This window comes from Bradyrhizobium sp. UFLA01-814 (genome assembly GCF_046718885.1).
GTDB classification, from domain to species: Bacteria; Pseudomonadota; Alphaproteobacteria; order Rhizobiales; family Xanthobacteraceae; genus Bradyrhizobium; species Bradyrhizobium elkanii.
On record NZ_JAQOSR010000010.1, the window covers coordinates 45,063 to 67,943 of the forward strand.

The 22,881-nt window shown below is 64.6% G+C and carries 25 protein-coding genes and 1 pseudogene; 10 read left to right on the forward strand and 16 right to left on the reverse strand.

Translation table 11 applies throughout. The annotated features are described in order from the left end of the window. Nucleotides 1-80: 80 nt before the first annotated feature. Entirely contained in the window at nt 81-623 is a 543-nt protein-coding gene (locus PMN64_RS05170; RefSeq protein ID WP_411779962.1) for an AAA family ATPase, read from the reverse strand. Then, nucleotides 621-725 (reverse strand): annotated as a pseudogene (locus tag PMN64_RS05175) (AAA family ATPase); the annotation flags it as partial. The pseudogene PMN64_RS05175 and the gene PMN64_RS05170, both read right to left, overlap by 3 nt. A 282-nt stretch (nt 726-1,007) precedes the next feature. Between PMN64_RS05175 and PMN64_RS05180 the strand changes: the two are divergent. Then, on the forward strand, nt 1,008-1,331 hold the full coding sequence (locus PMN64_RS05180; protein ID WP_028340759.1) for a hypothetical protein: 324 nt from the start codon (nt 1,008-1,010) through the stop codon (nt 1,329-1,331). Nucleotides 1,332-1,613: 282 nt separating this feature from the next. Here PMN64_RS05180 and PMN64_RS05185 read toward each other — a convergent pair whose 3' ends face one another. The 4 genes from PMN64_RS05185 to PMN64_RS05200 form a co-directional block, all read right to left on the reverse strand. Next, complete coding sequence (locus tag PMN64_RS05185) at nt 1,614-2,489, reverse strand: DUF296 domain-containing protein (RefSeq protein WP_411779934.1); 876 nt, start codon at nt 2,487-2,489, stop codon at nt 1,614-1,616. A 4-nt stretch (nt 2,490-2,493) separates the two neighbouring features. Beyond that, entirely contained in the window at nt 2,494-4,134 is a 1,641-nt protein-coding gene (locus PMN64_RS05190) for an acyl-CoA synthetase (protein WP_051447864.1), read from the reverse strand. A 210-nt stretch (nt 4,135-4,344) separates the two neighbouring features. Beyond that, on the reverse strand, nt 4,345-4,746 hold the full coding sequence (locus PMN64_RS05195) for an SPW repeat protein (protein WP_304495310.1): 402 nt from the start codon (nt 4,744-4,746) through the stop codon (nt 4,345-4,347). 76 nt (nt 4,747-4,822) lie between these two features. Next, a complete protein-coding gene (locus tag PMN64_RS05200; protein ID WP_411779935.1) occupies nt 4,823-5,869 on the reverse strand; it encodes a tetratricopeptide repeat protein in 1,047 nt (348 codons plus the stop codon). Between the two features lie 100 nt (nt 5,870-5,969). Between PMN64_RS05200 and PMN64_RS05205 the strand changes: the two genes are divergently transcribed. Next, nucleotides 5,970-6,242 carry a GNAT family N-acetyltransferase gene (locus tag PMN64_RS05205; protein ID WP_411779936.1) on the forward strand — a complete coding sequence of 91 codons (273 nt, stop codon included), beginning with the start codon at nt 5,970-5,972 and terminating at the stop codon, nt 6,240-6,242. Between the two features lie 116 nt (nt 6,243-6,358). Here PMN64_RS05205 and PMN64_RS05210 read toward each other — a convergent pair whose 3' ends face one another. Beyond that, nucleotides 6,359-7,150, reverse strand: a complete 792-nt coding sequence (locus PMN64_RS05210) for a fumarylacetoacetate hydrolase family protein (RefSeq protein WP_411779937.1) — start codon at nt 7,148-7,150, stop codon at nt 6,359-6,361. 104 nt (nt 7,151-7,254) lie between these two features. Then, nucleotides 7,255-7,668 (reverse strand): DUF3597 domain-containing protein, encoded by a 414-nt coding sequence (locus PMN64_RS05215; protein WP_411779938.1) that lies wholly within the window; start codon nt 7,666-7,668, stop codon nt 7,255-7,257. A 288-nt stretch (nt 7,669-7,956) separates the two neighbouring features. On the opposite strand from PMN64_RS05215, the gene PMN64_RS05220 reads away from it, so the two are divergent. Then, nucleotides 7,957-8,868: a DUF2189 domain-containing protein gene (locus PMN64_RS05220; RefSeq protein ID WP_304495306.1), complete on the forward strand. Its 912-nt coding sequence runs from the start codon at nt 7,957-7,959 to the stop codon at nt 8,866-8,868. Nucleotides 8,869-9,099: 231 nt separating this feature from the next. Continuing rightward, nucleotides 9,100-9,915, forward strand: a complete 816-nt coding sequence (locus PMN64_RS05225) for a lytic transglycosylase domain-containing protein (protein WP_411779939.1) — start codon at nt 9,100-9,102, stop codon at nt 9,913-9,915. 134 nt (nt 9,916-10,049) lie between these two features. Here PMN64_RS05225 and PMN64_RS05230 read toward each other — a convergent pair whose 3' ends face one another. After that, complete coding sequence (locus PMN64_RS05230) at nt 10,050-10,334, reverse strand: hypothetical protein (protein ID WP_411779940.1); 285 nt, start codon at nt 10,332-10,334, stop codon at nt 10,050-10,052. A gap of 734 nt (nt 10,335-11,068) precedes the next feature. On the opposite strand from PMN64_RS05230, the gene PMN64_RS05235 reads away from it, so the two are divergent. From PMN64_RS05235 to PMN64_RS05250, 4 genes are all read left to right on the forward strand, one after another. Further along, the gene (locus PMN64_RS05235; protein ID WP_016846063.1) at nt 11,069-11,221 is read left to right on the forward strand and encodes a DUF1127 domain-containing protein; all 153 of its coding nucleotides are present in this window, start codon (nt 11,069-11,071) and stop codon (nt 11,219-11,221) included. 110 nt (nt 11,222-11,331) lie between these two features. After that, nucleotides 11,332-12,765 carry a methylenetetrahydrofolate--tRNA-(uracil(54)-C(5))-methyltransferase (FADH(2)-oxidizing) TrmFO gene (gene trmFO, locus PMN64_RS05240; RefSeq protein ID WP_411779941.1) on the forward strand — a complete coding sequence of 478 codons (1,434 nt, stop codon included), beginning with the start codon at nt 11,332-11,334 and terminating at the stop codon, nt 12,763-12,765. Between the two features lie 5 nt (nt 12,766-12,770). Further along, nucleotides 12,771-13,874 (forward strand): serine/threonine protein kinase, encoded by a 1,104-nt coding sequence (locus tag PMN64_RS05245; RefSeq protein ID WP_411779942.1) that lies wholly within the window; start codon nt 12,771-12,773, stop codon nt 13,872-13,874. 87 nt (nt 13,875-13,961) lie between these two features. After that, the gene (locus PMN64_RS05250; RefSeq protein ID WP_304495302.1) at nt 13,962-14,246 is read left to right on the forward strand and encodes a DUF1488 family protein; all 285 of its coding nucleotides are present in this window, start codon (nt 13,962-13,964) and stop codon (nt 14,244-14,246) included. Here PMN64_RS05250 and PMN64_RS05255 read toward each other — a convergent pair. From PMN64_RS05255 to yajC, 5 genes are read right to left on the reverse strand one after another with little or no spacing between them, the layout of a single operon-like run. Further along, nucleotides 14,243-15,106 carry a phytoene/squalene synthase family protein gene (locus PMN64_RS05255; protein WP_411779943.1) on the reverse strand — a complete coding sequence of 288 codons (864 nt, stop codon included), beginning with the start codon at nt 15,104-15,106 and terminating at the stop codon, nt 14,243-14,245. The genes PMN64_RS05250 and PMN64_RS05255 overlap by 4 nt on opposite strands. Next, nucleotides 15,103-15,486, reverse strand: a complete 384-nt coding sequence (locus PMN64_RS05260) for an Mth938-like domain-containing protein (protein WP_018271534.1) — start codon at nt 15,484-15,486, stop codon at nt 15,103-15,105. The genes PMN64_RS05255 and PMN64_RS05260 overlap by 4 nt, the downstream gene beginning before the upstream one ends. Nucleotides 15,487-15,492: 6 nt before the next feature. Further along, nucleotides 15,493-16,527, reverse strand: coding sequence for a protein translocase subunit SecF (gene secF, locus PMN64_RS05265; RefSeq protein ID WP_028342066.1), 1,035 nt, complete (start codon nt 16,525-16,527; stop codon nt 15,493-15,495). A gap of 10 nt (nt 16,528-16,537) precedes the next feature. Continuing rightward, complete coding sequence (gene secD / locus PMN64_RS05270) at nt 16,538-18,139, reverse strand: protein translocase subunit SecD (protein WP_028342067.1); 1,602 nt, start codon at nt 18,137-18,139, stop codon at nt 16,538-16,540. A 39-nt stretch (nt 18,140-18,178) separates the two neighbouring features. Continuing rightward, nucleotides 18,179-18,535 carry a preprotein translocase subunit YajC gene (gene yajC, locus PMN64_RS05275; protein WP_026192737.1) on the reverse strand — a complete coding sequence of 119 codons (357 nt, stop codon included), beginning with the start codon at nt 18,533-18,535 and terminating at the stop codon, nt 18,179-18,181. Between the two features lie 190 nt (nt 18,536-18,725). Here yajC and PMN64_RS05280 point away from each other — a divergent pair, with 190 nt between their 5' ends. Continuing rightward, entirely contained in the window at nt 18,726-19,709 is a 984-nt protein-coding gene (locus tag PMN64_RS05280) for an ATP-binding protein (protein ID WP_411779944.1), read from the forward strand. Between the two features lie 237 nt (nt 19,710-19,946). On the opposite strand, the gene PMN64_RS05285 is transcribed toward PMN64_RS05280, so the two are convergent. After that, entirely contained in the window at nt 19,947-21,338 is a 1,392-nt protein-coding gene (locus PMN64_RS05285; protein ID WP_411779945.1) for a peptidoglycan DD-metalloendopeptidase family protein, read from the reverse strand. Nucleotides 21,339-21,448: 110 nt separating this feature from the next. Beyond that, on the reverse strand, nt 21,449-22,105 hold the full coding sequence (locus PMN64_RS05290) for a protein-L-isoaspartate(D-aspartate) O-methyltransferase (protein WP_051447967.1): 657 nt from the start codon (nt 22,103-22,105) through the stop codon (nt 21,449-21,451). Between the two features lie 377 nt (nt 22,106-22,482). Here PMN64_RS05290 and PMN64_RS05295 point away from each other — a divergent pair, with 377 nt between their 5' ends. Further along, nucleotides 22,483-22,860, forward strand: a complete 378-nt coding sequence (locus PMN64_RS05295) for a response regulator (RefSeq protein ID WP_026192734.1) — start codon at nt 22,483-22,485, stop codon at nt 22,858-22,860. The last annotated feature ends 21 nt before the right edge of the window (nt 22,861-22,881 follow it).

Genomic DNA, 22,881 nt, shown 5'->3' on the forward strand with positions numbered 1-22,881 from the left:
GATCGGGGACCGGCTTCTTGCACCAGAGCGAAGTCGCGGCCGGCGGCTTCCCCGGGAGGCAAGCCCGCCGGGCGGCGGTCTCACTCCTCGATCGCCGCCTCGACGAACCCTTTGGGATCGTCGCAGAACTCGCGCATGACCTTGTAATGATCGGTGTCCCTCAGGTTCACCGGCTCCAGCCCGTATTTCGTCAGCCGCAGCAGCGTCGCATTCGGATAGGCCATCAGCACCGGTGAATGCGTGGCCATGATCACCTGGCAGTGGCCGGTGCCGTTCATCCGGTGCAGCAGCTTGAGGAATTCAATCTGGCGCGACGGCGACAGCGCGGATTCCGGCTCGTCGAAGATGAAGATGCCTTGCCGCTGGCAGCGCTCCTCGAAGAAGCGCAAAAAGCCCTCGCCATGCGAATGCGACAGGAAATCAGCATAGGGGCTGGCGACGGAGTCGAGATATCTGGCGACCGAGAAGAAGCTCTCGGCGCGGAAGAACCAGCCATTGGTGATTTTCGGCAGCCAGCTCGCGCGGAGCGCGGTCGCAAGCGAGCCGCCCATTTCCTCGACCGCATTGCTGTGATCGACCGGCATGTAGCCCTTGCCGCCGCCGGCGTCATCATAGCCGGCCATCACGGCGATCCCCTCGAGCAGCGTCGACTTGCCGGTGCCGTTCTCGCCGACAATGATGGTGATTGCCTTGTCGAAGCTCAGCTCGAAATCGTCGCGCAGCAGCGGCAGCACGAACGGGTAAGCCTCGCGGTCCGGGATCCGCGCAGGCTCGAGCCAGACCCGCCGCAGGTACGGCGCGGGCATGTTGATCGGGCGGTTTCGTCTGGCCATCGGTCCAACCTTTGGGGCTCGCGCCTCGGAAGGTACAATCCCAGATCGATATGGACCCGTCAAGAACGTAACAAGAACAACAAACCCAGGCCAGAAGCGTTGTCGATGCATCATGCTAACTGATGCGCAAGCGCCCGCTGCCGCCACCAGCCTTCAACCGAGACCCGCGCCGCGATGCCCAGCCGCAGCTATGACCTCTTCCGCAAGGCGATCCTCACCGAGCAGCAGGTCGTCTGCATCTATGACGGACGGCCGCGCGAGCTCTGCCCGCACATCATCGGCCACAACAAGAGCGGTAAAGAGGTCGTGCTGGCCTGGCAGTTCGCCGGCGAGAGCTCGGGCAAGCTGCCGCAGTGGCGCTGCCTGCGGCTCGCCAATGTCAGCGACATCAGCCTGCGCAAGGGCCGTTGGCACGAGGGCGGATCGCACCGCACCGAGCAGACCTGCGTCAGCGAGATCGACCTCGACATCAACATCGATGTCCGCAAGCGGCGGTGAGCGGCCCATACATCTGAGTTGCCTGACGGCGCAAGCACCGCTTTCCCTGCGCCCTCCGCTCAAGCGAGGGCGGAGCGAAATGCAAAGCTCGGGCAAACATGTCGCGAGAATGCGGATGTGGCATTACACACTCCCTGTCGTCCCGGCGAAGGCCGGGACCCATAACCACGAATGACTATTGTTGCTCGACGCTGGAGCGACGAGTCCCTCTCACAACAACTGCTGCGGAGTATGGGTCCCGGCCTTCGCCGGGACGACGCGGGGATGGGGTATGCCATGCCCCTACGGCTGCTCCGCCTCCGCCAGCACCTCCAGCGCCAGCTCCATCGTCATCAGCACCGGGTTGTCGCCGCGCACCAGGCGTCCCTCGGCGATGCCGCCGAGATAGTCGACCAGCGCGATGTCGAGTTCGGCATGCAGCCGGCCATCGGCGTCCGGTGCGATCTCGCCTGCGGTCACCGCGAGTTCGGTCGCGAACGGCACGACGCTGTGGCCGTCGGTGAAGACGGCGCCGATGGTCGAGCCGACGCCGCCATGCAGCCGCGCGCGCAGGATGCCGTGCTGGTGGCAGAAGCCTTCCAGCGCGCAGGCAAAATCCTGGTTCGGCCGCAGCCGCAGCGCGTAGGCATGGCTCGTGGTCCTGGCCCCGCGCGGCGCGCTGGCGACAGGACCGAACAGCTTGAAATTGGTCTCGCTGTCCGCTTCGGCCTTGAACGTCGCGCCGTCGATCCCGAACGCGTTGACCTCGAACGGCACGGCGACAATGGTTTCATCCGGCAGCATGTGGCCGCCGTTGAAGCGGCCGTCGGCCTCGGTCCACAAGCCGTGGCAATGAAAGAACGGCGCGCCGTCGCGTTCGCCGAAGGTCAGCGCCGCCAGCTTGAGTCGCGTCACGCCGTCGGGACGGAACGTGTCGCTGTAGAATGCGGCGTTGACGCCGTCCTTCGACAGCGCCGGCATCACATAGGCGAACGGCCCGAGCGCCCCGCTTTTCGCACTGAGCACGCCGCCGGAAAACCCCTGCGCCGCAAAGCCGCGGCGCACGGCTTCGAGCAACGGAATGTCGGCCTCGAGCACGAATGAAAAGGCGCGGCCGCGCGCGCTGACCCATTGGATGCGCTCTGGATGCGGAGCGCCGGGCTGGGCGATGCTGCGCATCGCCTCACGCGCCCGTCGATTTGGCGATCACCTCGAGCAGCCCGCGCGCCTCGAGCTCGTCGCGGATCAGTCGCTTCGGCACCTTGCCGTAGCCGGACTTCGGCAACGCCTTCCAGAAGAAGAAGCGCTTCGGCATCTTGTAGCGCGGCACTTTTGGCGCGAGATAGGCGGCAAGCTCCGCCTCCGCGACCGCCTCGGTGCCCTCGCGCGCGACGCAGACGGCGACGCCGACCTCGCCCCAGAACGGATCGGGCACGCCGAGCACCGCGACCTCGCCGACCGCGGGATGCGTCAAGAGCTTCTCCTCGATCTCGCGCGGATAGATGTTGGAGCCGCCCGAGATGTACATGTCGGAGGCGCGGCCGGTGATGTAGACGAAGCCCTCATCGTCCATGTGGCCGAGGTCGCCGGTGCGGAACCAGCCGTCGCGAAACGCCTTCGCATTGGCGTCGGGATTGTCGTAGTAGCCGGCGAACACGCCGGGACCGATCACGCAGATCTCGCCGGTCTCGTGCGCCTTCAGCTCGCTTCCATCGTCGCCCTGGATCGAGACCTGCATCCCGGTGCGCTCGAAGCCGCAGGTGCCGATCCGCGCATGCGGGCCGTCCTCGGGATCGTGCAGACCGGGCGGCAGCACGGTGATGTTGCCGGTGACCTCGCCGAGACCGAAATACTGCACCAGCACGCCGCCGAGCTTGCTCAGCGCCGCCTTCTGATCCTCTCGATACATCGGCGCACCGGCGTAGATGATGTAGCGCAGCGAGGAATGGTCGTGCTGGTCGGCGGCGGGATGCTCGACCATCATCTTCAGGATGGTCGGCACCGTGAACATGTTGCTGACGCGATGCTTGGCGATCAGCCGGAAGGCTTCGCCGATGTCGAACTTCTCCGACGGCAGCAGGATGGTCGGCACGCCGCGCGCGGTCTGCACCAATTGATGCACACCGGCGCCATGCGACAGCGGCGCCACCACCAGCGAGGCGTCCTGTTCCGTCGTGCCGGGCATCAAGTCGGCGAGATGGTTGGTGATGACGAAGGCCATCTGGCCATGGGTCAAGACAGCTGCCTTGGAACGGCCGGTTGTGCCGGAGGTGAAGAAGAACCAGCAGGGATCGTCGTAGTCGACGGCAACGTTCTCGACCACAGCGCTTGCGTGTTTGGCGATGACGTCACCGACGATCGCCTCGCCGAACGTGCCCTCCTCCCCGATCCGCCAGACGAATTCGAGCGCGGGGTTGGCGGCCGCCTTGGCATGCTCGGGGAAGTCGGCGTGGCAGAGAAACGCCTTGGCGCCGGAGGCCGCCGCGAGATAGGCGACCTCGTCCGGCATCAGGCGAAAATTGGTCGGCACCCAGACCGCGCCGAGCCGGAAGGCCGCGAACATCGACCAGAACATCTCGTCGCAGTTCTTGGAATGCACCAGGATGCGGTCGCCCTTGACGATGCCGCGCGCGGCCAGTGCCGCGGCCAACGCCGAGACGTTCTGGTCGATATGACGCCAGGACCAGGCCTTCTCGTTCCAGATGAAGCCGGGGCGATCGCCATGGCGGCGGGCGTTCTGGGTCAGGATGTAGGCGAGGTTCATCACCCGGCGCGACACCCGCGCGATCCCGCCGCGCGGCGCGGCAGCAGCCGTCCCGCTCATTGCCGCCCCGCCGATACGCACAACAGACAGGGCAAGGTCAGGACGGTCATCGGGTATTTCCTCGGTCAGAACCGGGCGTCTTCAAGCGCCGCAAGGGGTCGGTACCACCCGGTTTATCGCCAAGCCGCCGCCTTCGGCAAGGCCCGCCGGACGCAGCGCGATGATACCGCGCGCCGGCGGCGGCCAGCCCGTTGTTTTCTGCCCAGGCCGCTACTGCGGGTGCTTGGCGAGTTCCTGCTCGCTCAGGTTCCAGTCCTGCCACAGCTGCAACGCGCCTATAAAGGCGACCACCGCGCCGAGCAGGATGTGCCAGAACTGCAGCCAGTGGTCTTCGGCGTAACCAAAGACCAGGGGCGATGCCATCAGCCAGAGGCCGAGCAGGATGCTGGCCACCTCCTCCCAGCGGTGCAGCGCGACATATTCGAGCTGGGCGATGCCGAGCACCAGCATGCCGACCATGAAGCTGTTGAGGACGAGGTGGCTGCGCTCGATATCGACGGCGCCGCTCACCTGCATCGGAAACCAGGGCGAGACCATGATCAGCACGCCGAGCAGCATGCCGAACCAGTCCTCCCAGGGACGGTGTGTGTTGAAGAAACGATTGTCAGACATGACGAACCTCCTCCGACAAGAGGCATACGTCGGCGGCCGGCTCCGCCACTCCGTACCAGACGACCATCCGGCCGCATCAGGGGCGTATGTCTGACATCAAACGTAATCGAACTGCATCCATCCGCAAGGCCCGTCCGCGGGTGTGCGACGCGGCAGCGGCGACCGTGGCCGGCAGGGTGTCACCGCGCCCCGCCGAGCCGCGCCAGTGCCCCCTGGCGCTCTGCAGATCGGGCTGCAGCTCAAGCGCCTTGCGGAAGTCGGCCGCCGCGCCCTTCTTGTCGCCGAGCCGCAGCTTGGCCTGGCCGCGATTATTCCAGGAATAGACATCGTTCGGATCGTATTGCAGCGCCTTGTCGTAATCGGCGAGCCCGCCCTTGTTGTCACCCTGATAGAGACGGATCATGCCGCGGTTGCGCCAGCCGCGCGCATCGGTCGGCGCGATCCTCGCCGCCTCGCCGTAGTCGGCGGCCGCGCGATCGAGCTGTTCGGTATCGCGATAGACATTGCCGCGGTTGATATAGGCGAGCACGTTGGGCTCGAGCCTGATCTCGGTGGTGAAGTCGGCGATCGCATGTGCCGCGTCGCGCTTGCGGTAGTAGAGGAAGCCGCGATTGCCGTAGGCGGTGGCGAGCTGCGGATTGAATTTGATGGCGAGGCTGAGATCGGCCAGCGCACGGTCGAGATCGCCCTTGTTGAGCCAGGCATCGCCGCGGTTGTTGTAGGCCAGCGCGAACGCCGGATCGATGCGGATCGCCTCATCGTAATCGGCGATCGCATGATCGAGATCGCGCTTGAAGGCGTAGACGCGGCCGCGATTGGTGTAGGCGCAGGCATAGGCGGGATCGAGCTTGATGGCCTCGCTGAGGTCGGCGAGCGCAGCGTCGAGCTCGCGCTTCTCGGTCAGCCCATGGCCGCGCTTGCAATAGGCCCCGGCCAGCCGCTTGCCGCTCTCGGTCCTGCCGTCGATCACCGTGGTGCAGGCGGCCACGCGGTCGCCGGGCGCTGTCGTCGGGCCGACGCAGCTCTGCCAGCTCGGATCGTCGCCGGCGGCGGCTTTCGGCGGGTCTGGAAGCGTCAAGGCGGCGCCGAGCAATACGGCGGTCAGGCAGGTCAAAATGCGCATATCGTCAATCCACAAATGCCAATTTGCGGGTTGGTCGCCGCTTTGCACCGGCCGGTTCACACGCTTACATCAGGGCCTGTGAATCAACCGGGATTTTGCGATGGCCGCCGTGCGCGACAACAGGGACCAAAACCGCTTCGAGCTCGACACCGAGGGCGGCCTCGCCTTTGCGAACTACCGGCGGACGCCCGCGGCCGTCATCATCACCCATACCGAGACACCGCGCGCCCTGCGCGGCCGCGGCATCGCATCGCAGTTGGTCAAGGGTGCGCTGGAGCTGATCCGCGCCGACGGCCGCAAGGTGATCGCCGGCTGCGGTTTCATGGTGGATTACCTCGACAAGCATCCGGAATACGCGGACCTTGCCGGCTAGAGCCCTTTCCGTTCCGATGGAATCGGAACGGGGCTCCAGCTGCTTCTTTTGACGCGTTTTCCTTACGCGAACCGGTACCCACTTCGTTCGAAAACGCTATTGCGCCTCACCCGGCGTCAGACGATCTTGATCGACATGTCGGGCAAGCCCTCGAGCTTGCACAGCAGCACGTCGCCCTTGACGACCGGGCCGACGTTCTCCGGCGTACCGGAATAGATGATGTCGCCGGCCTTCAGCTCGAATGCCTCGGACAGCTTTGCGATCTGCTCGGCGACGCTCCAGATCATGTTCTTCAGATCCGAGCTCTGTCGCACCGTGCCGTTGATCGCGAGCGAGATCGCGCCTTGCGTGAAGTGGCCGGTCTTATCGGCCGGATGGATCGGCCCGAGCACCGCGGCATGGTCAAAGCTCTTGCCGATCTCCCAGGGCTTCTTCTCCGCGGCCATGCCGTTCTGCAGATCGCGCCGCGTCATGTCGAGGCCGAGCGCGTAGCCATAGACGTGATCGAGCGCCTTGTCGGCCGGAATATTGGTGCCGCCGGACTTCAGCGCGGCAACCAGCTCGACCTCGTGGTGATAGTTCTTGGTCAGCGACGGATAGGGATGATCGGCGACGGTGCCGATCGCGACATTCTGGATCGCATCCGTCGGCTTCTGGAAGAAGAACGGAGGCTCGCGCGTCGGGTCCGAGCCGCGCTCGATCGCGTGCGCTGCGTAGTTGCGGCCGATGCAGTAGATGCGGCGAACCTGAAACACCTCGCTGGCGCCGACGATCGGGATCGTCACGGCTGGGACCGGAAACATCGCCTTCGGCGCGGCCTCGGCATGGGCCGGCGCGGATTGCGCGGCGGCACCGGCCAGCGCGAGGACGCCGGTCGCAAGCATCGTCCGGCGATCGAGATCAGTCATGGGCGTTCTCCTTGTTGTTGTTGGGCGATCTATAGATGTTCGCCGGTCGATAAAAAAGGCCCGCGCTGGCGCGGGCCCTTGCTATGCGCGGGAGGATGATCCCGTCAGTGCTTGATGTCGGGGGGCAGCTTGCCGCCATTGGCCGCGAGCTTGGTCATCACCTGCTTGTGCAGCCAGATGTTCATGCTGGCGGAATCGCTGGTGTCGCCGGTGTAGCCCAGCTCCTTGGCGAGCTCCTTGCGGGCCGACAGGCTGGAGTCGATGTCGAGCGCCTTCATCAGGTCGACGATCGAGGTCCGCCACTCGAGCTTCTCGCCCTTCGCGGCAACCGCCTTGTCGAGAATCGGGGCGACGTCGACCGACTGCGCCGGCGCCGCGCCGGCGGGCACCGCGGCAGGAGACGACGATGCGCTGCCGGATCCACCGGCGGGAGCTGCACTTGTGGCCGTTCCGCCGGCGGGCGCGGCGCTGCCGCTGCTGCCGAAGATCGCGCCCATGATTTTTCCGAAAATGCTCATCGTTCGCTCCCAAGAGAGTTGAGATGTGAAGGCCAGACGGCCATGGCGCGCCTGACCGAGGTCGCAGTTCAAGTCTATCGCCCCCTCCATAGCTTGCCAATGCGACATTCACTTAAGCGTGAGTGCTTTTGGCACAGTTTGGGAGTAGCCTCATTGCACAGTTCGCGACACGGCCAGTTCCCTGCTCTGTCTTTCGCGTCTGGCTTGATCGTGATCGTTTCGAGAGGCGGTACGTTTGTGCCCGCGTGCCGGGCGCTGAATGCGACCGCCCAGAGGGAGACAACGACCATGGCCACGTCATACCAAGGCAATGTCACATCGATGACGCAGAGCGGACAAGGCACCGCGTCTGCGCCTGTTATCCGCACCATCGGCCTGTCCGACTTGCATCATGCGCTGCGTCTCGGCTGGGAAGACTTCAAGGCGGTGCCAAGTCACGCCATCATCCTCTGCCTGATCTATCCGGTGCTCGGCCTCGTGCTCGCGCGCACCGTGCACGGCTATTCCGTGCTGCCCCTGCTGTTTCCGCTGGCCGCGGGCTTTGCCCTGCTCGGCCCGTTTGCCGCCATCGGCCTCTACGAGATGAGCCGCCGCCGCGAAGATGGCGGGGAAGCATCTGCATGGGATGCCATGGAGGTATTCCGCTCGCCGTCATTCGGCGCGATGCTTGGGGTCGGAACGCTGCTGTTCGCGCTGTTCGTGACCTGGATCGCGACCGCCCAGGCGATCTACACGGCGGTGTTCGGCTATGAGACCGCAGCCAACATTCCCGATTTCGCCGCGCGCGTGCTGACCACTCCGCAAGGCTGGTGGCTCATCGTGGTCGGCTGCAGCGTCGGCTTCCTGTTCGCGCTCGTCGCGCTTTGCATCAGCGTGATCGCCTTCCCCATGATGCTCGACCGCCAGGCAACCGCCGGCGAAGCCATGGTGACGTCGATGCGCGCCGTCGCACAGAACCCGGTGCCGATGGCGGCCTGGGGCCTGATCGTTGCGGTGCTGCTGGTGCTGGGCACGATCCCGTTCTTCCTCGGGCTTGCCGTGGTGATCCCGCTCCTCGGTCACGCCACCTGGCATCTCTATCGCGAGGTCATCGTCAAGGATCCGAATGCGCGGCCGGTAACCCCCGAACCGCGCGAGCGCAAGCCCGCCGCGGACTTCCCGGCCAATCTGTTTCCGTGGCGGCGCAGCGATCGCGGCTAAGCGCCGCTAACCCGGATCCGTAAACGTCAAAGCAACCGCCGGCCGATATGTTCGGCCGGCGGTTTGTCGTCCCGGACTGTCAAGAGGATGTGAAATTGGCGTGGCACTTGCAGCGCGGCCTGAGAAAAAGCGGCTCGGTCACGAGCCTTGTTTTGGCCGCTGTTGCCGCGAACATACCCGCCGCCCTTCGCGACCAATCGATGACAGCGCAGACTCCGGAGTGAATTGCCTATGACCTCTCGCTTTTGCTTTCGTACGCTCGCCATCGGCGCGTGGCTCTTGACCTCGACGGCGTCGGCGCTGGCCGCCCAATGCGGCACGGGCACGTTCGAATCCTGGCTCGACGATTTCAAGAAAGAGGCTGCGACGAAGGGCATTTCGCAGAACGCGATCCAGGCCGGGTTGACCGGCGTCACGCAGGACAAGGCGATCCTTGCCCGCGACCATTCGCAGCAGGTGTTCAGCCAGACGTTCGAGCAGTTCTCGGGCCGCATGGTGCCGCCGCGGCTCAATCGCGGCTCCGACATGATGAAGCGCTACGGCTCCGTGCTGTCGCGGATCGAGGAGGCCTACGGCGTACCGGGCGAGATCCTGGTTGCGATCTGGGGACTGGAGACCGATTTCGGCGTCAACACCGGCAAGTTTCCGACCATACGTTCGCTGGCGACGCTCGCCTATGACTGCCGCCGCTCCGACATGTTCAAGGCCGAGTTGATGGACGCCTTGCGCATCGTCGAGCGCGGCGATCTGCCGCCGCAGGAGATGCGCGGCGCCTGGGCCGGCGAGATCGGCCAGACTCAATTCATGCCGTCGTCCTACATCAAGTTCGCGGTCGACTTTGACGGCAACGGCAAGCGCGACCTCCTGCACAACGTGCCCGACGTGCTGGCGTCGACGGCAAACTATTTGAAGAGCTATGGCTGGAAGAAGGGCAAGGGCTGGGAGCCCGGCAGCGAGAATTTTGCGGTGATCCAGCAGTGGAACAAGAGCGAGGTGTACGCCAAGACGATCGGGTACTTCGCCACCCAACTCGCCAAGGCTCCATAGCGCCTTCACACCAGATTGCGTGGCGCAGCGAGGCCAACCTTCCGCTCTGACTCGATCAACGCTGCTCCAGCTACGGGTGAATCAAAAAGGGCCGATCGCCCCAGGCAATCGGCCCTTATCGCAATGATCAAAGCTTACTTCGCCATGCTGGCTTCGGCAGCCTTGCTGAGGTGCGCGCCGCATGCGCCCCACTTGTTGTTCAGCATCGCGTCCTGGGCGAGCGAGACTTCTTTCTCCGCCGCGAATTTGACCTCATTGTCAGCCATGGCTTCGACTGCAGCTTCGGTCTTGCCGAGATTGGCACCGCTGCAGCCGAGGCCCGCATGATGGCGATGCGCGGCTTGAGCAGGAGCGGCAGCGTAGGCAACGGCAGCCACGGTGGCTGCTGCGATCAATGTCTTAATCATGGGATGATCCATCTGTTGTTCTTGGACAGATCCCAGCGTGATTGCGGAATCTGCGGAACGATTATTCGCTGTTCCCGGCACCGTTCAGAATGAACTTCGCGCGATACAAATGTGATGAGCGCTGCGCGCGTATCGCGCATGCGTTGCATAGTGTTTTGATTACAAGGCAGTAAGGAAGCAGCGCCGCAATAGCTTTGTTCGGCGTGTTCACTTCAATCGAGACTCACTTCCGATAATCAGCAGCACATTCCGCGCGACATGCGACCCCGCGACGGAAATCCGCTGCGGGCACATGATCGAATTACCTCTTACGTCAATGCGACTGATTGACGCGACACCATCTCCTGTCCGAGATCGCAATGGAGTGAATATTAGATCATTTTAACGACAACCGCTTGCATGCGAATCACGCATGGAACACATCGCTGTGATCCCTCCTGTAACGAGGGACCTCGGCTTGAACAAACGGTCCGTAATTACCACGTAAGTAACGCAGCTACGCCTGCCAAGATTTCAATAACTGACTGATTTCAGGAACGTTTTGTTGGAATACTCGGCTTTGATGGAACTTCCATCTACGGGGCAGTTCTCGATGTGCCAAACGGTTAACCGGAACTTACCATCGCTATGCGTTTTGAGATTAGCTGCATCGCAACATCGGAACTACCGCACTGCACTATATCATCTATATTCACTTCAACGATGAGGCTTTGGAAAAGCTGAATCTGAACTACTAGGAGACTACCATGTTGCTCTCGCTCATCCGCATGATCCAGGCTTTCCGGGATTATCAGCGCAATGTCAGCGAACTGTCCCAGCTCAGCGATCGTGAACTCGCCGATATCGGCCTCGACCGCTCGGACATTCCGCGCGTTGCCGCCGGCACCTACAACGGCTAATCGGCCGCAGGCCATCTGCTGAACGGATAACGCCCGCTTCCACAGCGGGCGTTGTCGTTTGTGGTGCGGTTTCAGATGCATATGAGATCAAAACGCGCTAACGCTGCGCGATGACACCGCATCAATCCTCTTCCCAACCCGTGCACATCGTGGGCGCGGGGCTCGCCGGCTCGGAAGCCGCCTGGCAGATCGCCAATGCCGGCGTCCGCGCCGTGCTGCATGAAATGCGCCCGCACCGGATGACCGAGGCGCACCGGACCGACGGCTGCGCCGAACTGGTCTGCTCGAACTCCTTCCGCTCCGACGATGCGGCCAATAACGCGGTCGGGCTGCTGCACGCCGAGATGCGGCGGCTGGGCTCCCTGATCATGCGCTCGGCCGACGCCAATCAGGTGCCCGCCGGCGGCGCGCTGGCGGTCGACCGCGACGGCTTTTCGGCCGCCGTCACCAAGGCGCTCAACGAACATCCGCTGATCGAGATCAGCCGAGAGGAAGTCGCAGGACTGCCGCCGGCCGACTGGAGCAACGTCATCGTCGCGACCGGTCCCCTCACCTCGGCACCGCTTGCCGACGCCATCAGGCAGCTGACCGACGAGAGCGCGCTGGCATTCTTCGACGCGATCGCGCCGATCGTGCACAAGGATTCCATCGACATGTCGGTGGCCTGGTTTCAGTCGCGCTACGACAAGGTCGGCCCCGGCGGCACCGGCGCGGACTACATCAACTGCCCGATGACGAAGGAGCAGTATGACGCCTTCGTCGCGGCGCTGCTCGACGGCGAGAAGGTCGACTTCAAGGACTGGGAAACCAACACGCCCTATTTCGACGGCTGCCTGCCGGTCGAGGTGATGGCCGAGCGCGGTCACGAGACGCTGCGCCACGGGCCGATGAAGCCGGTGGGATTGACCAATCCGCACAACCCGACCGTCAAGCCGTATGCGATCGTCCAGCTGCGGCAGGACAACAAGCTCGGCACGCTCTACAACATCGTCGGCTTCCAGACCAAGCTGAAGCACGGCGCGCAGCAGCGCGTGTTCCGGACCATCCCTGGCCTTGAGAACGCGGAGTTCGCGCGCCTCGGCGGCCTGCATCGCAACACCTTCCTGAACTCGCCAAAGCTGCTCGACGGTCTGCTGCGTCTGCGCGCGCAGCCGCGGCTGCGCTTCGCCGGGCAGATGACGGGCTGCGAGGGTTACGTCGAGTCGGCCAGCGTCGGCCTGATCGCCGGCCTCTGTGCCGCCGCCGACATGCGTGGTACCGCGCTGACGCCGCCGCCGGCGACGACCGCGCTCGGCGCGCTGCTCGGCCACATCACCGGTGGCCACATCGAAACGATCGAGGCCGGTTCGCGCTCGTTCCAGCCGATGAACATCAATTTCGGTCTGTTTCCGCCGCTGGCCAGCGCGCCGACCAAGAAGCCGGACGGCTCGCGGCTGCGCGGCAACGAGAAAACCGTCGCCAAGAAGCAGGCGATCAGCGCGCGCGCGCTCGCCGATCTCGACCACTGGATCGCAGAGCATCTGCGCGTTGCGGCAGCGGCCTGACAGTCATGAGCTTGCCGAAAGACGATGACGCCACCCTGTCGGTGCGGTGGAGCCAGGGCGTGCTGCTCAAGCGCGACGTGTTCTCGACCGTCGAGCGCGGCCGCTTCCGCGCCGATGACGGCGAGGTCGACGGCGTGCTGCGCCGGCTCGATCAGGTGCCGTTCTGGTCGTTCGGCCTGGCGCTGCATCTGTTCTCGCGCGAGCGCCTTGCGCTGACCTTGGCGCGCGACCTCGACGTCGGGCCAAAGCTGTTGTGGGCCGGCCGGCGCGCGCTGGTGCGCGGTTTCATCGACGGCGCGGCGCTGCATCTGGCGAAGCCGCATGGCGACGTCGCCTATTTCCGCTCCGCCAAGGCCGCGTTGCGCAAGCTGCATCGCGCCGGCATCTGCCACAACGATCTCGCCAAGGAGCAGAACTGGCTGGTCGGCCGCGATGGCCGCGCCTACCTCACTGACTTCCAGCTTGCTGCCTGCTTCAAGACCCGGAGCCGGCTGTTCCGCATCGCCGCCTATGAGGATCTGCGGCATCTGTTGAAGCACAAGCGCAGCTACGCGCCGGAGGCGTTGACGCCGAAAGAGCGCAAGGTACTCGCAAAGAAATCCGCGGTCGCCAGCATCTGGCTCCAGACCGGCAAGAAGGTCTATCAGGCGATCACGCGCGGCATCTTCAATTTCACCGACCGCGAAGGCGGCGGCCGGAGGCTGGTCAACGACGCCCCGGTATTGATCGATCTGATCCGCAGGAATCCGCAGGTGCGCGACACCGCGATCGTCGCCTTTGCCGACCGGCGCGTCGGCGTCGGACTCTACGCCTTCGTCGAGGCGGACCAGTCCGCGCTGGAAAAGACGCTGCGCAACGAGCTTACCGCGGCCAAAGGCGTCAAGCCGCCCGAACACATCCAGGTCGTGCACGCGCTGCCGCGCGATGCCGCCGGCAAGCCGCGCACCGAAATCCTGCAGCTCGTCGCCATGAATCAGATCGACCTGATCGAGCCGATGATGCGCAGCGACGCCGATCGCGAGTTCCTCAAGGATATCCTCGAGCAACGCAAGAATCTGCGCGACCGCTTCAATTTTGAAGTCGCCGAGATGGACCGGCCGGCAGGTTAGAGCGCGCTTCTCGGCGCGTGGCCCTCGACAAACGCGGCGCGAAGCTTCACTCTTTGCGAGGGGTAGCGCGCTCAAGGGACAAGTTTAATGCCACTCACCCGTGGCCGGATCGGGGGATACGATTCCGAACGACTGGCGTTCGGATTCACCATGATGAACGGCGACCAGGAAATCGAATGCCAGATCAGCGACGCCGCGTTGGACGAGCTGGCCGGCACGCGCGGAACGGCGAGCATGGCGCGGCAAGCCCAGTTCGTTGCGCTACGCGACGCGGTGGAGCAGATCGCATCCGACATCTATGACAGCGGCCCGATGGTCAGGGGCGCAATGATCCGGATCTTCACAAAGCACATCCCGAAAGAGCAGAGCTAGCGACCGAACTCCTCCGTGCGCGCGGCTCGCCACAACGTCCAGAGCGTGCGCAGGCGCGAGACCGGCTTCGGCAGGAACGGGTCGTAGTCCTCCCTCCTCGCCCGGTTCAACTCGCGCCTGACGCAAGCGAGCGGCAGAAAGATCGGTCTCACGCCGAACGGGACATCCGCAAGCAGTCCGAATGCGGTCTTGAGATGGCTCTGGGCCTCCTCCGCAAGCTGATCGATCGCGGCACGGATGTTCGGCGTCACCTTGCCGGCAAACACCTCCTCCTTGCTGCCGCCGTGCTGCTGCAGCAGCTGCAACGGCAGAAACAGCTGCCGCCGTGAGGCGTCGCGGCCGAGCGAAGCGATGACCTGCGCCATGCCCTGGGCAAGACCCGCATGACGGACCAGGTGATCGATCGCCTCCGACGGCCGCGCCACCACGCGCGTGGCCTGCGAGAACAGCCCTGAGGCCGTGGCGTCGAGATAGCCCTCGAGCGCCGTCAGCGACGGCATCGGGTCGTTGTAGAGATCGAACTGGTGCTCCTCGACCAGCAGCGAGAATGGCGAGACCGGCAGACGGTGATTGCGGATCGTGTGCAGCAGTTCTGCCGCGACCGGATTGCCTTCGACGCCGCCATGGCCCACGCCGGCCAGCATGTCGGTCCACCATTGCAGCCGCATCTCGCCGGGCAGCGGCTGGCTGACCTGCTCGTGCACGCGCGAGACCTCGATGTTGAAGGCGTAGATCGCAAGCATCGCCCGTCGTTCCGGACCGGGCAGGAACAAGGTCGACGCGTAGCGCACGAAGTCATGGCTCCGCACCAGATCGGCGCAGAAGGCCGCGCCGTCCTTCGGTGCCTCCGTCGCGCTCATGGCACCGCGATCAGCGCCGCCGCGACGCGCCGCCGCTCGCCCAGCATGATGTTGTAGGTGCGGATCGCGGGTCCCGTCTGCATCGGATCGAGCACCACCCGCACGGCCCGCAGGGCCTCGCGCAGGCCCTTTGGCGGGACCCAGACGTCGGTGCCGGTGCCGACGATCAGCGTGTCGATCGCATTGGCGGCCGCGAACACCTTTTGCAGCGAGTACTCGTCGATCTCCTGCGGTCTGGTGACCGGCCAGGCCCAGATCGAATCAGGCAGGCACAAGAGCGAGCCGCGGTGCGACATATCGGCAAACGCGAAGCCGCCCTTGCCGTAGGCCTCGATCGGCGCCGACCTCGGAAGATGGGGAGCGTCCGAGGAGTTGCTCATGACCGGCTACTTCTTGGCTGCCGCCGTGTCCGGCTTCTTGGCCGGCGCGTCCTGCGCCGCCTCTCCACCCCGCGTGGTGTGAACACCGAGATAGATCAGGATCGGCGCCGCGATGAAGATCGAGGTGTAGGTGCCGACCAGCACCACGCCGAACATCATGACCGCGGTGAAGCTGTGGATCGCCTGGCCGCCGAACAGCAGCAGTGCGAGCAGCGCCAGCGTCACGGTGACGTGGGTGATGATCGAGCGCGACAGCGTCGAGTTGATCGATTCGTTCAGCAGCTGCGGCATCGGCATCTTCTTGTAGCGCCGCAGCATCTCGCGAATACGGTCGTAGATCACGACGGTGTCGTTGAGCGAGTAGCCGAGAATAGTCAGCAGCGCCGCGATGCTGGTGAGGTCGAAATCGACCTGGGTGATCGACATGAAGCCGATCGTGAGCACGATGTCGTGGACGTTGGCGATCATGGCGCCGAGCGCGAACTGCCATTCGAACCGGAACCAAAGGTAGATCAGGATGCCCATGATCGCGAACATCAGGCCGATCATGCCGTAGGCCAGCAGTTCGCCGGAGACGCGCGGTCCCACCACCTCGACGCGGCGGTAGTCGACGGATTCGCCGAGCGCGCCGCGCACTTTCGTCACCGCATCCTGCTGCGCCTTGTCGCCGCCGGGCTGCTCGGCGACGCGGATCAGGACTTCCGCCGGACCGCCGAACTGCTGCAACTGCACCTCGCCGAGGCCAAGGCCGTTCAAGGTCGTGCGCATCGCGGCGATGTCGGCGGTGCCGGACTTGGCCTGCACCTCCAGCAGCGTGCCGCCCTTGAAGTCGATGCCGAAATTCAGGCCGTGGGTGAAGAACAGCGTGATGGCAAGGATCGAGAGCAGCGCCGAGATCGGGAAGCTGATGCGGCGAAAGCGAGTGAAGTCGAAATGGGTGTCGTCAGGCACGATGCGCAGCGCCGGCAGCAAGCCGAGCGCCGCGACCACGGTCAGCACGGTAATCAGGATACCAAGGCCAATGAGAACGGTATGAGTCACAACAGGCCTCTCAGATCGGCACGGTTTGCGGCCGCTTCCACCGCACCCAGCCGGCGACGATCAGGCGCGTCAGGGTAAAGGCGGTGAACACCGTGGTGATGATGCCGATGCCGAGCGTCACGGCGAAGCCGCGGACCGGTCCGGTGCCGATGTAGAACAGCACGGCGGCGGCGATGAAGGTGGTGATGTTGGAGTCGAGGATGGTCGCCAGCGCCCGCTTGAAGCCGGCGTCGATCGCCGAGATCGCGTTGCGGCCGCCGCGCAATTCCTCGCGGATGCGCTCGTAGATCAGCACGTTGGAATCGACCGCGATGCCGACGGTCAGCACGATGCCGGCGATGCCCGGCAACGTCAGCGTGGCGTTGAGCAGCGACAGCAACCCGAAGATCATGGCGACGTTGATCGCCACCGCGATGTTGGCGAACACGCCGAACAGCCGATAGGTGATCAGCATGAACACGATGACCAGGATCGAGCCGACATAGGCCGCGAGCTCGCCCTTCTCGATCGAGTCCTGTCCGAGGCCGGGACCGACGGTGCGCTCCTCGATCACCGTCAACGGGGCCGGCAGCGCGCCGGCACGCATCAGGATCGCCAGATCGTTGGCCGACTGCACGGTGAAGCTGCCGGAGATCTGGCCCTGTCCGCCGGTGATCGGCTCACGGATCACGGGTGCCGAGATCACCTTGTTGTCGAGCACGATCGCAAACGGCTGGCCGACGTTTTCGGCGGTCGCCTGCGCGAATTTGCGCGCGCCCGACGTATTGAACTTGAAGCTGACGATCGCCTCGCCGGTGCGCTGGTCGAAGCCGGGCTGGGCATCGGAGAGCTCGCCTCCGGAAACCAGGACCTGCTTCTTGACGACATACGGAACCGGCGGCGGTGACGCGCTCATCAAGAGCTCGGAGTCCGGCGGCAGGCGGCCCTGCTGGGCCTGGTCGGGCGACACCGAGCTGTCGACCATGCGGAATTCCATCTTGGCGGTCTTGCCGAGCAGTTCCTTCAGGCGTGTCGGATCCTGAAGGCCCGGCACCTGGACCAGGATGCGGTCGGTGCCCTGACGCTGGATCACCGGCTCGACCGTGCCGAGCTCGTTGACGCGCCGTTCGACGATCTGGATCGATTGCTCGATGGTCTGCCGGATGCGCTCGGTGATCGCGGCCTGCGGGACCGTCAGGCGGATCAGGCCGCCGCCGGCATCGGCAACCTCGAGGCTGCGCTGGCCGCTGGAGCCGAGCAGGCCGCCGAGCGGCTGCGACAGCTCGCGGAGCTTCGACAATGCCGTCGACTGGTCGCCTTCCTTGGAGATGCGGACTTCCACGGCGTCGTTGCGTGTGTTGAGGCCGGTGTAACCGATCTTGGCTTCACGAAGCACCTTCCGGACATCGTCGCGGATCTGGTCGAGCTTCTCCTTCTTCACGTAGTTGGAGTCGACCTCGAGCAGCAGATAGGAGCCGCCCTGCAAATCGAGGCCGAGGACCAGGCGCCGCTGCGCCCAGGCCGGCCAGGTCTTCACCTGCGCTTCGGGGAAGAAATTGGGCACGGCGCACAGGCAGACCACCAGCGCTGTCAGGATAATCCCCAGCGCTCGCCACCGCGTGAAATACAACATCGAGTTGACCCGTCAGATTCCAAAAAGGCGCCGCGGCAATCAGCTCGCGGACGCCTCGTCCTTGGCGTCGCCCTTCGCCGGCTCACCCTTGGTACGCACACCCGAGATCATCTGGCGCATCTGGCGCACGCGCACGCCGTCCGAAATCTCGAACTCGATCTGGTCGTCGTCGACCACCTTGGTCACCTTGCCGACGAGGCCGCCCGAGGTCACCACCGTGTCGCCGCGGCGGATGTTCTTCACGAGGTCCGCATGGTCGCGCACCTTCTTCTGCTGCGGGCGCAGAATCAGGAAGTACATGATGACGAAGATCAGCGCGAATGGCAGCAGCGACATCAACATGCTGTTGGTGTCACCAGTCGCTCCAGCCTGGGCAAACGCAGGAGTAATCAGCATTCGGACGATCCTCGGATAAGACGGGAAAGAACCGGCAGCGCCCTCGGATTCGGGGCGGTATGGCGGTCCGGACAAATTCGCGCGGACTATAGCGGCCGCGGTCCCAATTGCAACGTTAACGCACCTTCATTTAGGGCGCTTGCGGGACCGCCGCCAGCCCGATAAGGCTGCGCCGTCAGGAACTGGACAAATGCCGAAAAAAGCCAAGAAAACCACCAGTAAAACAACCCGCAAAACCACCCCCAAGGCTGCCGCCAAGCGTGCTGAAAACGCCGCGACAAAACGCCCGGTAACGGCGCTCGACGGCGCAGCGGCCGAGCGGATCGCGAACGCCCTGGAGGTCATCGCCAGCCGCCTCGCGGACACCTCCCCGGCCCTCGATCCGGCCGAGACCTTCGGCGCCGCGGACGCCTTCGTCTGGCATCCGGACGGGCGCCTGGCCCCGGTGCCACGCGTCAGCCGCGTCGAGATCGGCCTGCTCAAGGGCGTCGACCGGATGCGCGATATCCTGATGGAGAATACCGAGCGCTTCGCCGACGATCTGCCCGCCAACAATGCGCTGCTCTGGGGCGCCCGCGGCATGGGCAAGTCGTCGCTGGTCAAGGCCACCCATGCCAGCATCAATCTCGACCGCAAGCCGGCCGACCGGCTGAAGCTGATCGAGATCCACCGCGAGGACATCGAGAGCCTGCCCGGCCTGATGGAGTTGCTGCGCAGCTCCTCCTTCCGCTTCATCGTGTTCTGCGACGACCTCTCGTTCGACGGCAACGATGCCTCGTACAAGTCGCTGAAGGCCGTGCTGGAAGGCGGCATCGAGGGACGCCCCGACAACGTCATCCTCTATGCAACCTCGAACCGGCGGCATCTGTTGGCGCGCGAGATGATCGAGAACGAACGCTCGACCGCGATCAATCCCGGCGAAGCGGTCGAGGAGAAAGTCTCGCTGTCGGACCGCTTCGGCCTCTGGCTCGGCTTCCATCGCTGCAGCCAGGACGAATACCTCGCGATGGTGAAGGGCTATTGCGACCATTACGGCATCAAGATCGCCGAGGACGAACTCGAGCGCGAGGCGCTCGAATGGTCGACCACCCGCGGCTCGCGCTCGGGCCGCGTCGCCTGGCAGTACACGCAGGAGCTCGCGGGCCGGCTCGGTGTGCGGCTGACCGGCCAGTAACAGGCAATGGAAGGCATAGCCCTCCCGTCATTGCCTGTGTAGCCCGGATGGAGCGCAGCGCAATCCGGGATCGTGCACTCCGCGAGTGAGCTCCCGGATTTCGCTTCGCTCCATCCGGGCTACGCAGCTGAGCGGTAATCACCGAGGCAATCGACAAAACAAAGCGGGGGAGGCTTGCGCCACCCCCGCTGTCTTTGTTGTGAGACTTGGAAGTCCCTTGAAGTCCCGACGCGTAGCTTACGCGCCGTTGAGGAACTGGAGCGGATCGACCGGCGACGACCCCTTGCGGATCTCGAAGTGGAGCTGCGGCGAGCCCGCCTCGCCGGACTGGCCCGACTTGGCAATCACCTGACCGCGCTTGATGGTATCGCCGCGCTTCACCAGGATTTCGCTCGCATGGGCGTAGGCGGTGACGTAGCCGTTGGAATGGCGAACCAGCACGAGATTGCCGTAGCCCTTCAGCTCATTGCCCGAATAGGCGACGACGCCGTCTTCGGCAGCTTTCACCGGCGTGCCCTCGGGTACCGCGACGTTGATGCCGTCATTGACCTTGCCGTTGGTCTTCGAGCCGTAGGCGGTGATGACCTTGCCACGCACCGGCCAGCGGAAGGTCGGCAACGCGCCGGTGGCCTCGCTCGACTTGGTGACGACGGGCGCTTCAGCGGCAGCCGCCGGCTGTTCGACTGCTGCGGTCGGCTGGACCAGCCGCGCGCTTTGCTGCGGCAGCGCGGTTGCAACGACCTTCGGGGCTGCGACCGCCGGTGCCGGAGCCACTGCAGCAATCGGCGCAGCAGCAACAGGCTGAGCGACGGGCGCAGGCGCCGCCATCGCCGTCTTGGCGCCGGGCACCACGAGCTTCATGCCGAGGCTGAGCCGGGCCGACTGGTCGAGATTGTTGGCGCGGGCGAGCTCGGCCACGGGAATGTGGTGCTGGCGCGCGATGCTGTGCAGCGTGTCGCCGCGATTGACATAGTGGACGCCGGCAGGCGCCGCTGCCACGGCGACGGGGCGCGCCGCCGGTGCGGCCATCGCCGGCGCCGCGGCCGATGCGGTCGGGCGCGGAATGACCAGCTGCTGGCCGGGCGACAGCGCGCGCGGTCCCTTGTAGCCGTTGGCGCGCAGGATCTCCGCGGTCGAGACGTTGTAGCGGCGCGCCAGCACTTCCAGTGTGTCGCTGGTGCCGACAATGATCGTGGTGCCGTTATGCCCGGTATTGGCTGCTGCGACCGAATGCGGAACGGTGCCGGTGGATTCGATCTGCGGACGCGCGGACGGCGGTGTGTAGGACGAAACTCCGCGCCCTCCTCCGGAGACGCCGGCATTGGCATTGGCGACCGGATAGGACTGCGGCGCTGCTGCGACCGGCGGCGGCAACGGCTGTGACTGATACTGCGAATATTGCGGTTGCGTTCGCGGCCGCGCGTATTGCGGCAACTCGCGCGGCGGCGGCGCCTGCTGCACGGTGCCGGTCGGCTGCGGATCAAACGCAAACGGATTTTGCGAGTAGGAGTTTTGCGAGAAGCGCGACGACATATCGGCGCTGCAACCGGCAAAAGCCATGGACATCAGCGTCAGCACCGCAACCTGCGGCACGCGACGCGAGCGAAGCAACTCGACAACCCCAGACATGGTTACTCACTCGTACGCAACAAAAGACTGTTTTGAGTAAACACGTACCGAGTAAATAACCGCTTAACCCTGCGAATAAGGCGTTGGTGCCAAGCAGCAAATCGCCAAATTTACAATTCGCGCGCGATTCCCGGCAGCGCCGGCACAAAGCGGACGTCGACCAATTCCTTGCGGTCGAAGCCGTTCTCGGTTCGCACCACGCGGACGAGGGTCTGGGTACCCTGATGCGGCCCGACCGGGGCGATCAGGATGCCGCCGGGTTCGAGCCGCTCCAGCAGCTTCTCCGGGATCTGCTCCATCGCCGCGGTGACGATGATGCGGTCGAAGTCGCCTGCCCCGGCCGGAACGTCGAAGCCGTCCCCGAGCAGCACCTCGATATTGTAATAGCCCAGCTTTTCGAGGCGCTTGCGGGCGCCGTCGGCCAGCGTCCGGTAGCGCTCGATGGTCAGAACCTGCTTGCACAACCGGGACAGCACGGCCGCCTGGTAGCCCGAGCCGGTGCCGATCTCGAGCACGCGATGGTCCTTCTGCAGCTGCAGTTGCTCGGTCATGTAGGCCACGACGAAAGGCTGGCTGATGGTCTGCCCGCAGGCGATCGCAAGCGCGCTGTCGCGATAGGCCTCGTTGCGATCGCGCGGATCGACGAAGACCTCGCGCGGCACCTCCTCCATCGTACGCAACACCGCCCGATCGCTCACCCCGCGCCGCCGCAGGGTCAGCTGAAACATCATCTTCTCGGTCGGATCGGGGTTCACGGCCATGTTCATCAGCGTCTCTGGGCAGCAGCGCGGAATCTCCGCCCTCTTGATGCCATTGAAATCCGAAATACCGCGTTAAGGAAAAATTTCCCGTCGCGTTTTGTTCCCGGCCAGGAACCATCCGCCCGGTTTCGCATTGGCGCCGGCCCGGTTGCATCACATATAATCGCGACGATGCGTGGGTTAACGTCTGGGTGGTGCAGACCGGGGCTCTGGTAGAGCCAACATACCTCGTCGGCTGTTGAGCAAATCTTGCGCAACAAGGTCAGCCAAGGCGATGCGGCAAACCCTGCTGCGCGCTGGAAAAGGACCAATTCCCAAACGTTTGCATTGCGCGCTGTAATGTTATTTGCGAGCCTGATTCAGGGAAGGGCAAGGATTCCATCATGACAGCGATACGGCCGGCGGGCTGTTCAGTTTTCCTCGTAGAGGACGAGGTCATGATCCGGATGATGGTCGCCGATATGCTGGAGGAACTCGGCCATAGCGTCGCGGCCGAGGCCGGCGAGATCGGCGAAGCGGTCAAGCTTGCGCAATCGACCGAATTCGACCTCGCGATCCTCGACGTCAACGTCAATGGCAAGGTGATCACCCCGGTCGCCGAGCTGATCAACGCCCGCAACCGCCCCTTCATCTTCGCGACCGGCTATGGCTCGTCCGGCCTGCCTCCGGAGTATCGCGACCGTCCGGCGCTGCAAAAGCCCTTCCAGCTGGAAACGCTGGCCCAGGTGATCTCCAGCGCGATGAAGGGCGCGCCGGTTTAACGGCAAGTTGGGTGCGTAGCC

Bases quoted from the DNA above. Each gene is read 5' to 3' on its own strand.
- PMN64_RS05255 (WP_411779943.1), bottom strand. From the start codon at position 15,106: ATGAGCGCGACGGAGGCACCGAAGGACGGCGCGGCCTTCTGCGCCGAT.
- PMN64_RS05215 (WP_411779938.1), bottom strand. From the start codon at position 7,668: ATGAGCATTTTCGGAAAAATCATGGGCGCGATCTTCGGCAGCAGCGGC.
- PMN64_RS05205 (WP_411779936.1), top strand. From the start codon at position 5,970: ATGGCCGCCGTGCGCGACAACAGGGACCAAAACCGCTTCGAGCTCGAC.
- PMN64_RS05260 (WP_018271534.1), bottom strand. From the start codon at position 15,486: ATGAGCAACTCCTCGGACGCTCCCCATCTTCCGAGGTCGGCGCCGATC.
- PMN64_RS05295 (WP_026192734.1), top strand. From the start codon at position 22,483: ATGACAGCGATACGGCCGGCGGGCTGTTCAGTTTTCCTCGTAGAGGAC.
- PMN64_RS05285 (WP_411779945.1), bottom strand. From the start codon at position 21,338: ATGTCTGGGGTTGTCGAGTTGCTTCGCTCGCGTCGCGTGCCGCAGGTT.
- yajC (WP_026192737.1), bottom strand. From the start codon at position 18,535: ATGCTGATTACTCCTGCGTTTGCCCAGGCTGGAGCGACTGGTGACACC.
- PMN64_RS05230 (WP_411779940.1), bottom strand. From the start codon at position 10,334: ATGGATCATCCCATGATTAAGACATTGATCGCAGCAGCCACCGTGGCT.
- secD (WP_028342067.1), bottom strand. From the start codon at position 18,139: ATGTTGTATTTCACGCGGTGGCGAGCGCTGGGGATTATCCTGACAGCG.
- PMN64_RS05180 (WP_028340759.1), top strand. From the start codon at position 1,008: ATGCCCAGCCGCAGCTATGACCTCTTCCGCAAGGCGATCCTCACCGAG.
- PMN64_RS05235 (WP_016846063.1), top strand. From the start codon at position 11,069: ATGTTGCTCTCGCTCATCCGCATGATCCAGGCTTTCCGGGATTATCAG.
- PMN64_RS05220 (WP_304495306.1), top strand. From the start codon at position 7,957: ATGGCCACGTCATACCAAGGCAATGTCACATCGATGACGCAGAGCGGA.
- trmFO (WP_411779941.1), top strand. From the start codon at position 11,332: ATGACACCGCATCAATCCTCTTCCCAACCCGTGCACATCGTGGGCGCG.
- PMN64_RS05245 (WP_411779942.1), top strand. From the start codon at position 12,771: ATGAGCTTGCCGAAAGACGATGACGCCACCCTGTCGGTGCGGTGGAGC.
- PMN64_RS05290 (WP_051447967.1), bottom strand. From the start codon at position 22,105: ATGAACATGGCCGTGAACCCCGATCCGACCGAGAAGATGATGTTTCAG.
- PMN64_RS05200 (WP_411779935.1), bottom strand. From the start codon at position 5,869: ATGCGCATTTTGACCTGCCTGACCGCCGTATTGCTCGGCGCCGCCTTG.
- PMN64_RS05250 (WP_304495302.1), top strand. From the start codon at position 13,962: ATGCCACTCACCCGTGGCCGGATCGGGGGATACGATTCCGAACGACTG.
- PMN64_RS05190 (WP_051447864.1), bottom strand. From the start codon at position 4,134: ATGAGCGGGACGGCTGCTGCCGCGCCGCGCGGCGGGATCGCGCGGGTG.
- PMN64_RS05185 (WP_411779934.1), bottom strand. From the start codon at position 2,489: ATGCGCAGCATCGCCCAGCCCGGCGCTCCGCATCCAGAGCGCATCCAA.
- PMN64_RS05170 (WP_411779962.1), bottom strand. From the start codon at position 623: ATGGCCGGCTATGATGACGCCGGCGGCGGCAAGGGCTACATGCCGGTC.
- PMN64_RS05195 (WP_304495310.1), bottom strand. From the start codon at position 4,746: ATGTCTGACAATCGTTTCTTCAACACACACCGTCCCTGGGAGGACTGG.
- PMN64_RS05210 (WP_411779937.1), bottom strand. From the start codon at position 7,150: ATGACTGATCTCGATCGCCGGACGATGCTTGCGACCGGCGTCCTCGCG.
- PMN64_RS05225 (WP_411779939.1), top strand. From the start codon at position 9,100: ATGACCTCTCGCTTTTGCTTTCGTACGCTCGCCATCGGCGCGTGGCTC.
- PMN64_RS05280 (WP_411779944.1), top strand. From the start codon at position 18,726: ATGCCGAAAAAAGCCAAGAAAACCACCAGTAAAACAACCCGCAAAACC.